This window comes from Rhodococcus sp. 05-340-2, from assembly GCF_002258915.1.
Lineage (GTDB): Bacteria > Actinomycetota > Actinomycetes > Mycobacteriales > Mycobacteriaceae > Rhodococcoides.
Window position 1 is genome coordinate 698,016 of the sequence record NZ_NOYU01000027.1, and the last position, 11,945, is coordinate 709,960.

Annotated in this window: 11 protein-coding genes; 10 read left to right on the forward strand and 1 reads right to left on the reverse strand. The window is 64.7% G+C overall.

Annotated elements, in window-relative coordinates; all coding sequences use genetic code 11:
- Positions 1-46: 46 nt before the first annotated feature.
- From arc to prcA, 5 genes are all read left to right on the forward strand, one after another.
- The gene (gene arc / locus CH271_RS18295; protein WP_037190008.1) at positions 47-1,810 is read left to right on the forward strand and encodes a proteasome ATPase; all 1,764 of its coding nucleotides are present in this window, start codon (positions 47-49) and stop codon (positions 1,808-1,810) included.
- Between the two features lie 80 nt (positions 1,811-1,890).
- Entirely contained in the window at positions 1,891-3,390 is a 1,500-nt protein-coding gene (gene dop / locus CH271_RS18300; protein WP_037189306.1) for a depupylase/deamidase Dop, read from the forward strand.
- Positions 3,391-3,584: 194 nt separating this feature from the next.
- Entirely contained in the window at positions 3,585-3,779 is a 195-nt protein-coding gene (locus tag CH271_RS18305) for a ubiquitin-like protein Pup (RefSeq protein WP_008716348.1), read from the forward strand.
- Positions 3,776-4,717 (forward strand): proteasome subunit beta, encoded by a 942-nt coding sequence (gene prcB / locus CH271_RS18310; protein WP_037189305.1) that lies wholly within the window; start codon positions 3,776-3,778, stop codon positions 4,715-4,717. The genes CH271_RS18305 and prcB overlap by 4 nt, the downstream gene beginning before the upstream one ends.
- Entirely contained in the window at positions 4,714-5,487 is a 774-nt protein-coding gene (prcA, locus tag CH271_RS18315; protein WP_094634402.1) for a proteasome subunit alpha, read from the forward strand. Before prcB ends, prcA begins: the two co-directional genes overlap by 4 nt.
- 33 nt (positions 5,488-5,520) lie before the next feature.
- Here the strand turns inward: prcA and CH271_RS18320 are convergent, their stop codons facing one another.
- The gene (locus CH271_RS18320) at positions 5,521-6,990 is read right to left on the reverse strand and encodes a bifunctional phosphatase PAP2/diacylglycerol kinase family protein (protein ID WP_094634600.1); all 1,470 of its coding nucleotides are present in this window, start codon (positions 6,988-6,990) and stop codon (positions 5,521-5,523) included.
- Between the two features lie 98 nt (positions 6,991-7,088).
- Here CH271_RS18320 and pafA point away from each other — a divergent pair, with 98 nt between their 5' ends.
- The 5 genes from pafA (at position 7,089) to tatC (ending at position 11,928) form a co-directional block, all read left to right on the forward strand.
- Positions 7,089-8,447, forward strand: coding sequence for a Pup--protein ligase (gene pafA / locus CH271_RS18325; protein ID WP_170944814.1), 1,359 nt, complete (start codon positions 7,089-7,091; stop codon positions 8,445-8,447).
- 61 nt (positions 8,448-8,508) lie between these two features.
- Positions 8,509-9,501 carry a helix-turn-helix transcriptional regulator gene (locus CH271_RS18330; RefSeq protein WP_037189303.1) on the forward strand — a complete coding sequence of 331 codons (993 nt, stop codon included), beginning with the start codon at positions 8,509-8,511 and terminating at the stop codon, positions 9,499-9,501.
- Positions 9,498-10,493 carry a helix-turn-helix transcriptional regulator gene (locus CH271_RS18335; protein ID WP_037189302.1) on the forward strand — a complete coding sequence of 332 codons (996 nt, stop codon included), beginning with the start codon at positions 9,498-9,500 and terminating at the stop codon, positions 10,491-10,493. Before CH271_RS18330 ends, CH271_RS18335 begins: the two co-directional genes overlap by 4 nt.
- 86 nt (positions 10,494-10,579) lie before the next feature.
- Positions 10,580-10,846, forward strand: a complete 267-nt coding sequence (tatA, locus tag CH271_RS18340) for a Sec-independent protein translocase subunit TatA (protein ID WP_037189301.1) — start codon at positions 10,580-10,582, stop codon at positions 10,844-10,846.
- A 110-nt stretch (positions 10,847-10,956) separates the two neighbouring features.
- Entirely contained in the window at positions 10,957-11,928 is a 972-nt protein-coding gene (gene tatC / locus CH271_RS18345) for a twin-arginine translocase subunit TatC (protein WP_037189300.1), read from the forward strand.
- Positions 11,929-11,945 lie beyond the last annotated feature (17 nt).

An 11,945-nucleotide genomic window follows, 5' to 3' on the forward strand; every position in this document is an offset into this window, starting at 1 on the left:
GCCGGTGCCGGTAGCGTTGATAGATCGTCACTGGGAGGAGTCGCTCATGAGCTCAACAGACAATCCGGATGTGGCCGCGGCCAGAGCCGAACTGGACGCCGTGCGAGCCGAAGCTGCTTCACTGCGCCGTCAACTGGGGGAGTCCCCCGAGCAGGTACGCGAACTCGAAGGTCGCGTCGATTCGCTCTCGCTCCGCAACGCGAAGCTGATGGACACCCTGAAAGAGGCCAGGCAACAGCTCATCGCGCTCCGGGAGGAAGTGGACCGCCTCGGCCAACCACCGAGCGGCTACGGCGTTCTGCTGAGCGTCTTCGACGACGGAACGGTCGACGTGTTCACCTCCGGACGCAAGATGCGGCTGACGTGCTCACCCAACATCGAGGCCGACTCGCTGGCACCGGGACAGACGGTGCGCCTGAACGAAGCGTTGACCATCGTCGAGGCCTGCACCTTCGACCAGGTCGGCGAGATCAGCACTCTGCGTGAGCTTCTGGGCGACGGATCGAGGGCGCTCGTCGTCGGTCATGCCGACGAGGAGCGAGTCGTGTGGCTGGCCAAGCCGTTGATCGACATGGTCAACGACGAGGGTCCCGTCGACCCGGACGAACCGTCCCGCAAACTGCGCCCTGGCGATTCCCTGCTCGTCGACACCAAGGCCGGCTACGCCTTCGAGCGAGTCCCCAAGGCCGAGGTGGAGGACTTGGTCCTCGAAGAGGTGCCGGACGTCGGGTACGAGGACATCGGTGGTCTCGGTCGACAGATCGAGCAGATTCGCGACGCCGTGGAACTCCCGTTCCTGCACAAGGATCTGTTTCGCGAATACTCGCTGCGTCCGCCCAAGGGTGTTCTGCTCTACGGTCCTCCCGGCTGCGGAAAGACGTTGATCGCCAAGGCTGTTGCCAATTCGTTGGCCAAGAAGATCGCCGAGGCACGCGGGCAGGACGCCAAGGAAGCGAAGTCGTTCTTCCTCAACATCAAGGGCCCCGAACTGCTCAACAAGTTCGTCGGCGAGACCGAACGTCACATCCGCATGATCTTCCAGCGAGCACGGGAGAAGGCGTCCGAGGGCACCCCGGTCATCGTGTTCTTCGACGAGATGGACTCGATCTTCCGCACCCGTGGTTCGGGAGTCTCGTCCGACGTCGAGACGACGGTCGTTCCGCAGCTGCTCGCCGAGATCGACGGCGTGGAGGGGCTCGAGAACGTCATCGTGATCGGTGCCTCCAACCGTGAGGACATGATCGACCCCGCGATCCTGCGGCCCGGTCGCCTGGATGTCAAGATCAAGATCGAGCGGCCCGACGCCGAATCGGCACAGGACATCTTCTCCAAGTACCTGACCGATTCGCTGCCGGTCAACGCCGACGATGTCGCAGAGTTCGGTGGAGACCGCGCTGCGTGCATCCGAGGGATGATCGACCGCGTCGTCGAGCGCATGTACGCCGAAAGCGACGACAACCGCTTCCTCGAGGTCACGTATGCCAACGGAGACAAGGAAGTTCTGTACTTCAAGGACTTCAACTCCGGTGCCATGATCCAGAACATCGTCGACCGCGCGAAGAAGTACGCCATCAAATCGGTACTGGAAACCGGCAACGGCGGTCTACGAATTCAGCACCTGTTCGACTCCATCGTCGACGAGTTCGCCGAGAACGAAGACCTGCCGAACACCACGAACCCGGACGACTGGGCTCGAATCTCCGGCAAGAAGGGCGAGCGGATCGTCTACATCCGCACGCTGGTCACCGGCAAGAACGCCAGCGCGAGCCGGGCGATCGACACCGAGGCCAACACCGGCCAGTACCTGTAGATCCTGCACAGAGCAGTATCGGGGCGCGTCCGCACAGGGCGCGCCCCGATCTGTGTCCAGGTGCCGTCTAGGCTCGACTCATGCAGCGCATCATCGGTATCGAGGTCGAGTACGGCATTTCTTCGCCCACCGAGCCCACCGCCAATCCGATCCTGACGTCGACCCAGGCAGTGTTGGCCTACGCGGCCGCTGCAGGGGTACCGCGGGCCAAGCGCACGCGCTGGGATTACGAGGTCGAGTCGCCTCTGCGTGACGCTCGCGGCTTCGACCTCGGACGCTTCAGCGGCCCCGCGCCGGTGATCGACGCCGACGAGATCGGCGCAGCCAACATGATTCTCACCAACGGTGCTCGCCTGTACGTCGATCACGCTCACCCCGAGTACTCGGCTCCGGAGGTACGTGACCCGCTGGATGCAGTGATCTGGGACAAAGCAGGCGAACGCGTGATGGAAGCTGCCGCCCGCCATGCGTCGAGCGTCCCGGGAGCACCGCGCCTTCAGCTGTACAAGAACAACGTCGACGGTAAGGGTGCGTCGTACGGCACCCACGAGAACTACCTGATGTCGCGCGAGACACCGTTCTCGGCCGTCGTCGCCGGTCTGTCGCCGTTCTTCGCCTCGCGGCAGGTCATCACCGGGTCGGGACGCGTCGGAATCGGCCAGTCCGGTGACGAAGCGGGCTTCCAGCTCTCGCAGCGGGCGGACTACATCGAGGTGGAGGTGGGCCTGGAGACCACCCTCAAGCGCGGCATCATCAACACGCGCGACGAACCGCACGCGGATGCGGACAAGTACCGCCGCCTGCACTGCATCATCGGCGACGCGAATCTCGCCGAAATGTCGACCTACCTCAAGGTCGGCACCACAGCGCTCGTGCTCGACCTCATCGAAGCGGGGGTCGACCTGTCCGATCTGCAGCTGGCCAGGCCGGTGACCGCAGTCCATCAGATCAGCCACGATCCGACGCTGCGCAAGGCCGTCGCTCTCGCCGACGGCCGCGAACTGACGGGTCTTGCGCTGCAGCGGATCTACCACCAGCGCGTTGCGAAATTCGTGGCTGCCGAGGGCAGCGACGATGCGCGCGCACTGGACGTGCTCGACAAGTGGGCCATGGTTCTCGACCTTCTCGAACGAGATCCGATGGAGTGCGCACATCTGCTGGACTGGCCGGCGAAACTGCGCCTGCTCGAAGGGTTCCGCCAGCGGGAGGGGCTCGGGTGGTCGGCTCCGCGGCTGCATCTGGTCGACCTGCAGTACTCCGATGTGCGGCTGGACAAAGGCCTCTACAACCGACTGGTTGCTCGTGGGTCGATGGATCGACTGGTCACCGAGCAGCAGGTACTCGATGCCGTCGGCACCCCGCCGGACGATACGAGGGCGTACTTCCGCGGCGAGTGCCTACGCAAGTTCGGGGCCGACATCGCTGCAGCGAGCTGGGACTCGGTCATCTTCGATCTCGGCGGCGACTCCCTCGTTCGCATCCCGACCCTCGAGCCGCTCAGAGGCACCAAAGCGCACGTCGGGGCACTGCTCGAGTCGGTCGACAGCGCCGCAGAACTCGTCGATCAGCTCACCAACTGACGCACCCGAGAACCGGTGCCGACTATTCGCGGTGTCTTGCCAACCGGCGGAGTCGGTCTGTCGGTAGGGTAAAGGTCCGTGCACTTTCGGCGGAACGTTCGGTTGCACTTGCACATCCACGACGGTGCACCTGGAATCGACCGGTGAGAGTGCAGTAGATCTGTTTTCTCGATATACGGAGGAGGTCGGCGACTATGGCACAGGAGCAGACACGGCGCTCTGGCGGCGGCGACGACGATGAGGTTCCCGGCGACACCGGAGCCGGTGGTCAGGAACGACGCGAGAAGCTGGCCGAGGAGACCGACGACCTTCTCGACGAGATCGACGACGTGCTCGAGGAAAACGCCGAGGACTTCGTCCGCGCCTACGTTCAGAAGGGCGGCCAGTGACGGTGGATCGTTCGGACCCGCGGTCGGTCGGCGACGGCACGGCGATCCCCTTCGGGTCGAGCAGCTCGTCGTTCTCCGATTACCTGCGCCAGCACGCCCCTCATCTGTTGCCCGAGAGCGGTATCGCAGCGGATCTGGCGTCTCACACCGCGAACGGCGGCTCGGACAAGTCCGGCATCGCTCCGCACGGGACGACGATCGTCGCACTGACCTACGCGGGCGGAGTTCTGATCGCCGGTGATCGGCGTGCCACACAAGGCAATTTGATCGCCAATCGCGACATGCAGAAGGTATACGTCACCGACGACTACTCCGCTGCAGGTATCGCCGGGACGGCAGGCATCGCGATCGAACTGGTACGGCTCTTCGCCGTCGAACTCGAGCACTACGAGAAGATCGAAGGCGTGCCGCTCACGTTCAACGGCAAGGCCAACAAGCTGTCGTCGATGGTGCGAAGCAACCTCGGTGCCGCGATGCAGGGGCTCGCCGCCGTCCCGTTGCTGGTCGGATTCGACATCGACATCTCGGATCCGGATCGAGCCGGACGGATCGTGTCCTACGACGTGGTCGGTGGGCGCTACGAGGAGCGTTCGGGCTACCACGCGGTGGGATCGGGATCGCTGTTCGCCAAGTCCGCGCTCAAGAAGCTCTATCGCCCCGGAATGACCGAGGAGGAGGCGATACGTGCGGCGGTGGAATCGCTGTACGACGCCGCCGACGACGATTCGGCCACCGGTGGTCCCGACGTCACCCGCGGGATCTACCCGACGGCCGTCGCCATCACCAGCGTCGGGGCGGACGATGTTGCGCACGAGCGAATTTCGGCTGCAGCTCGGTCCGTCCTCGCGGAGCGAACCGAGAGTGCAGCGCATTCCGGCGGCGCCGAGCATCACACCCGGGCCGGCCAACAAGTGAGCGAAGGGGGTAGCGCACCATGACGATGCCGTACTACGCATCTGCCGAACAGATCATGCGCGATCGTTCGGAGTTGGCGCGCAAGGGAATCGGCCGCGGCCGCAGCGTCATCGTGCTGACGTACGCGGACGGGGTCCTGTTCGTGGCCGAGAACCGTTCGACAGCGTTGCACAAGGTGAGCGAACTCTACGACCGGATCGGCTTCGCGGCCGTGGGCAAGTACAACGAGTTCGAGAACCTGCGCAAGGCCGGTATTCAACACGCCGACATCAAGGGATACACCTACGATCGGCGTGACGTGACCGGCCGTTCGCTCGCCAAGACGTATGCGCAGGCACTCGGCACGATCTTCACCGAGCAGCTCAAGCCGTACGAGGTCGAGATCTGTGTCGCGGAGGTGTCGCATCAGGACGAGCCGATCGCGACGCAGCTCTACCGCATCACCTACGACGGATCCATCGTGGACGAGCAGGATTTCGTCGTCATGGGCGGGACCACCGAGCCGATCGTGGCTGCACTGAAGGACACGTACCGCTCCGGGCTCGATCTCGCCGACGCGGTTCGTGTCGCCGTCGACGCACTCACGGCAGGTCCGGCGACACCGCCTGCGGCGGGTGGCGAGCCGGAGAAGAAGGTTCTCGAGGTGTCGGCGCTCGAGGTTGCGGTGCTGGACCAGGGGCGGCCGCGACGAGCGTTCAGACGCATTGCCGGAGCCGCGTTGGAGGACATGTTGCCGACGCCGACTGCGGCGGTCGAGACGGTACCCGACACCGAGGGCGCACCGCCTTCCTGACGGTCGGTCCCCACACTTGTACGGCCTCGTGCGCTACCGCTTCCGGTAGAGCGCGAGGCCGTTCTTGTCACTGGTGAACTCGAACCACGTTCCGTCGCCTACCACTTCGCCGTCGGCCGCGAGCGCGACGGCGGCACCCTCCACCTCGACGGTCAGCTTCTTCACCGCTCGACGGACGTAGGCGGGCGACGAGCCGAGGGTACCGGTCAACGTTGCACACAGCAGTCTGGTCCTGGATGCCTTCGGCTCGGACGGCAGAAACCGAACATCGAGCGTTCCGGTGTGAATGCTGCTGCGAGACATGGGGACTTGGTCTGTCGGTACGTAGTTGCCGTTACCGACGAACAGCATCCAGACCGAGTGCCTGGTGCCGTCGAGCCGGATGTTCAACGGTTCGGCAGCAGCCAGCACCCTTGTCATCGCGATCGCGGCGGCCGGCCATTTGCCGATTCGGCGCTGCAGCTTCTGACGCAGCCGCACCGAGTCGGGGTAGCCACCGAATGTGGCGGTGTTGACGAACGACACGCTGCGGCCGTCGACGGACACCTCGGCGATGTCCACCAGTTCGGCGGTGCCCGCTTCGACGGCAGCAGCAGTGTCCTCCACGACGGTCAGCCCGGTGTCGCGAGCGAAGTGGTTGAGGGTGCCACCCGGAAATGCTGCGAGCGGCAAGCCGTTCCGCACCGCCGATGCGGCAACACTGACCACCGTGCCGTCGCCACCGCAGACACCGAGGGCGCGCGGAGACGTGCTTCGAATCCGCTGCTCCAGTTGCTCGTTGAAGTCCTGATCGGGATCGGGCACGAACAGATCGGCGTCGGGAAGTGCTCGACGGATCGCATCGGGCACCGCTTCCGAATCGTCGCCCGAACCCGGATTGACCAGCACCAGCAGCCCCTCGCCGCCATGCAGTGGCTCGACCTCGGCCGGGGAGCCCAGATCGGCGGGCTTTGCCGACCGCACGGCCCACCAGCGACGGGTGGACAATGCGATGGCCGAGCCGAGAGCGGCACCGGCGATGACGTCCGTCGGCCAATGCACCCCGACGTGGACCCGGGAGTAACACACCGCGGCCGCGACGGGTGCCAGCAGCGCGCCCGCCACCGGGGATTCGATCGCCACCGCCGTGACGAACGCAGCCGCAGACGCCGAATGTCCGGAGGGAAACGACGACGACACCGGCGGAGCCAGGACCTGGCGCAGGACGGGAACCGATTCGGAATCGGGACGAGTCCGCGGGAACAGCGGTTTGAGCAGCCCGTTCGCCACCGAGCTCGCACCCGCCAGCGCCACGAGACCCCGAACGCCGCCGCGTCGGGCCGGGCCACCTGCAGCCACGAGAAGTGCGGCCGCGCCGAGCCACAGACGACCGTGGTCGGCGGCGTTACTCAGTGCGCGCAGGCCGCCGTCCGCTCTGCTCTGCCGCAGGGCGGCACTTCGTGCGACCAGGGACAGATCCCACGCGTGAACGGTCGTCGAGATCGAGGTGCGCGTGGAAGTCATGACGCCCAGCCTAGGCACGTGCGACGGCATCTTCACGGACGGACGACATCGGGGCGCTCCGACACATCGTTTCGAGGGTTGCGTTGTAGTGTCGAAGTGTGCAGCGACGAATTATGGGCATCGAGACAGAGTTCGGTGTCACATGTACTTTCCACGGACATCGACGGCTGAGTCCGGACGAAGTGGCTCGCTATCTGTTTCGCCGAGTCGTCTCGTGGGGTCGCAGCTCGAATGTGTTCCTTCGCAACGGTGCCCGCCTGTACCTCGACGTGGGCTCGCACCCCGAGTACGCCACCGCCGAGTGCGACAGTCTGCTGCAGTTGGTCACCCATGACCGCGCCGGCGAGCGGGTCTTGGAAGACCTGCTCATAGACGCCGAGCAGCGCCTGGCAGAAGAGGGCATCGGGGGCGATATCTATCTGTTCAAGAACAACACCGACTCGGCGGGAAACTCCTACGGCTGCCACGAGAACTTCCTCGTCCAGCGTGCCGGTGAGTTCTCCCGAATCTCGGACGTGCTGCTGCCGTTCCTGGTCACGCGCCAGTTGATCTGTGGCGCAGGCAAGGTACTCCAGACGCCGAAGGCTGCGACGTTCTGCCTGTCGCAGCGCGCCGAGCACATCTGGGAAGGCGTCTCCTCGGCAACCACTCGTTCCCGGCCGATCATCAACACTCGCGACGAACCGCACGCCGACGCCGAGAAGTACCGCCGCCTGCACGTCATCGTGGGCGACTCGAACATGGCCGAGACGTCGACGATGCTCAAGGTCGGAACGGCAGCCCTCGTTCTCGAAATGATCGAGGCGGGTGTGTCCTTCCGAGATTTCGCATTGGACAATCCGATTCGCGCCATCCGCGAGGTCAGTCACGATCTCACCGGACGGCGTCCCGTTCGACTGGCCGGGGGACGACAGGCCAGCGCCCTCGACATTCAGCGCGAGTACTACGCACGAGCCGTCGAACACCTCAAGACGCGCGAGCCGAACACTCAGGTGGAACAGGTCGTCGACCTGTGGGGACGAACGCTCGACGCCATCGAGACACAGGATTTCGCGAAAGTGGACACCGAGATCGACTGGGTGATCAAGCGCAAGCTGTTCCAGCGGTACCAAGACCGGTACTCGATGGAGCTGTCCGATCCCAAGATCGCTCAGCTGGACCTGGCTTACCACGACATCAAGCGCGGCCGGGGAGTGTTCGACCTGTTGCAGCGCAAGGGGTTGGCCAAGCGCGTCACCGAGGACGAACAGATCGACGAGGCCGTGGACCTGCCGCCCCAGACCACCCGAGCCAAGCTGCGCGGAGAATTCATCACGGCCGCCCAGGAGGCAGGTCGCGACTTCACGGTCGACTGGGTGCACCTCAAGCTCAACGACCAGGCTCAGCGAACCGTGCTCTGCAAGGATCCGTTCCGCTCGGTCGACGAGCGAGTGGAGAGGCTGATCGCGTCGATGTAGTGCCCGACGCAGTCGGGTCGTTACCGCTGCGGCCACCCACGAGGAACTAGGCTCGACTGTCGTGGCCACCACCAAAGTCGAACGCCTGATGAATCTGGTCATCTGTCTGCTGTCGACACGTCAGTTCCTCACCGCGGAGTGGATCCGCGAGAGCGTTGCCGGATACGACGACTCCACCAGCCACGAAGCGTTCAGCAGAATGTTCGAGCGGGACAAGAACGAACTGCGTGACCTCGGTGTCCCGTTGGAGACCGGTACCGCCACCAGATTCGGTGGCGTCGAGGGCTATCGCATCAACCGCGATGCCTACGAACTGCCCGATATCGACCTCACCAGCGAGGAATCGGCCGCCGTCGCGGTCGCCGTCAAGCTGTGGGAGTCGCCCGAGCTCACCTCCGCGGCACAGAGTGCGTTGCTCAAACTCCGAGCCGCGGGAATTCAGGTCGACCAGAACGAGTCCGCCGCGTCGGTGACCGCGGTTCCCGCACGCACTCGGGGCTCCGAACCTGCGCTGGGTGCTTTGCTGGCCGCGATCGACGACGGCAAGTCGGTGCGGTTCCAACACCGCCCGTCGTTGACCGAGCCGTTCACCACCAGAACCGTCCAGCCCTGGGGTGTCGTGACGTTTCGCGGTCGCTGGTATCTGGTGGGACACGACGTGGACCGCAACGACACTCGCACGTTTCGCCTCTCCCGAATCGGCGACGAGGTCAAGTCGTTCGGCACCCCGCAGAGCGTCCGCAGGCCCGACGGCGTCGATCTGCAGGACATCGTCCGTCGAGTCGCGGGTACGTCCTCGGTATCGGGCACGGCCCGGGTATGGCTGCACGACGGAAGGGCGCTGGAATTGCGCAGGATGGGAACGGTGGTCGGCGTGCAGAGCCTCGGTACCCGCAGCGGCACTGTCGTCGAGGTTCCCGTGCGGTCCTGGGATTGGATCTCGCGGTTGATCGCAGGTCACGGAGCGGATGCGGTGGTACTCGAACCCGCCGAGCTGCGCGCAGACGTGATCTCGACCCTGCAGACAGCGGCCGACGTGGAGAACGAGCGATGAGCGCGCGACTGTCGGTTCGGCTGGCCAGGTTGCTCAACATGGTGCCGTTCTTCATGGCGAATCCCGGGTTGAGCGCCGAGGAGGCCGCGCGGGAGCTGGGGGTGTCGACGGCGACGCTGATGGCCGATCTCAATCAGCTCTGGATGTGCGGTCTGCCCGGCTACGGCCCGGGTGATCTGATCGATCTGTCGTTCTCCGAGGAGAGCATCGACGTGACGTTCTCCGCCGGGATCGATCGACCGCTACGCCTGACGTCGACCGAGGCGACGGCTCTGTTGGTTGCGCTTCGATCTCTGACGTCGATGCCCGGCATGGTCGACCCGTCCGCCGCTCAGCGAGCGATCGCGAAGATCGAGACCGCAGCAGGCTCGGCGGCGGCCAACGTGCCACTTTCGTCCGATCACGACGGAGCAGGTGCAGAGGAGGGCCCGGTCTCGAGTACCGTCCGATCTGCCCTGCGTCACCGGCACGCGTTGGAACTGACCTACTACTCCGCGTCGCGGGATGTGGTCACCGAGCGAACCGTCGACCCGATCAGGACGGTGGTCGTCGACGACCACAGCTACGTGCAGGCGTGGTGCCGAAGCGCCGAGGGAGTTCGACTGTTCCGGTTCGACCGCATCGACTCGGCCACCGAGCTCGACGAACCGGCTGCGCCGCCGGAATCGGTGCAGGACGAGGACGCCTTCGAGATCTTCAACGACGATCCCTCGCTGTCGCAGGCGCGGCTGAAGGTGTCGCCTGCCTTCACCTGGATCCTGGACTACTACCCGATGACACAGGTCGCTGCGGATGCGGACGGGTCGATAGTGGTCACGATGCGGTTCGCGACGCTGCAGTGGATGACTCGGTTGACGTTGGGCTTCGGCGGCGGCGTCACGGTACTGGCACCTGAATCCTTGGTGAACTCCGTCCGCGACCGAGCGCGTTCGGCCCTGGATGCGTACGCCGAGCTCGACGCCACCGGCGTGGACGGCACCGTCGCCACATGAACGCGGGGCAAACCCGCGGCCGCCGCTGCCGGAGGCGGTACCCGCGGTCGGGTACGCTCGATTCATCTGATCTGTAGGAGGTTCGCATGGGATTCACCAGTCCCTGGCACTGGGCCATCGTTGCGGTGGTCGTCATCATTCTGTTCGGTTCCAAGAAGCTGCCCGAGGCTGCTCGCGGACTCGGCCGGTCGTTGCGCATCTTCAAGAGCGAGGTGAAGGAGATGCAGAACGACGGCAAGTCGGACGCCGACACTGCGACGGCACAGCAGCCGACCGCTCCCGCACAGCTGCCCTCGCCTGCGCCCGTCGTGCAGCCGAACAGCGAGACCCAGCACGACGCCAAGTCTGCCTGAGCGCACGGCCGCTCAGCACACCTTCGGTGCCAAGTGGCACCGAAGGTTCACTGCTGTCGGTGACGGCCCTCCGCCGCCGTCCGACCGAAGAAGGCTGACCGTAGAACACCATGCGCATTCCGTTCGATCCGCGGCGTAGCAAGCGCCGAGTCAATCCCGACGGCACCATGTCGTTGGTCGATCACCTGTACGAGCTGCGAACCCGGCTCCTGTGGTCGTTGGTAGCAGTTGCAGTGACGACTGCTTTCGGGTTCTTCTGGTACTCGCACACCATCTTCGGCGTCGAGAGCCTCGGCGACCTCCTACGGGGTCCCTACTGCACGCTCGATCCCAGCCTTCGCGCGAATCTGAGCAACGACGACCAGTGTCGTCTGCTGGCGACCGGACCGTTCGATCAGTTCCTGTTGCGATTCAAGGTCGCGTTCACCGCCGGTGTCGTGCTGGCCTGCCCCATCTGGCTGTATCAGATCTGGGCGTTCATCACGCCGGGCCTGTACGCCAACGAACGTCGACACGCAGTGTCGTTCGTCTCCGCAGCGGCAGCGCTGTTCGTCGCCGGAGCCGTCCTGGCCTACTTCGTGGTCGCCAAAGGCCTGCACTTCCTGCTCTCCATCGGTGACAACGTGCAGATCACTGCCCTGAGCGGCGATCAGTACTTCGGATTCCTGATCAACCTCCTCATCATCTTCGGCGTCAGTTTCGAGATTCCGTTGCTGGTCGTAGCCCTGAATTTTGTCGGCGTACTCACCTACGAGCGACTCAAGGCATGGCGTCGAGGTCTCATCTTCGGGCTGTTCGTCTTCGCGGCCATCGCAACTCCGGGGCAGGACCCGTTCTCGATGCTGGCCTTGGCCTTGGCGTTGACGGTTCTCTTCGAGATGGCAGTGCAGATTGCGCGGATTCACGACAAGCGTAAGTTGCGCAAGAGAAGAGACGAATGGGGTGATGTGTCAGATGACGAAGCAACACGTATCGAAGGCGCAAGTACGATCGAGTCCCCACACGCTGTCGCTCCGACACCGCCGCCCAGCGGATTCGGTGCTGCGACCCGCACCCAGTCACAGTACGACGACACCATCTGATTCCGGCCGCTTCGTTG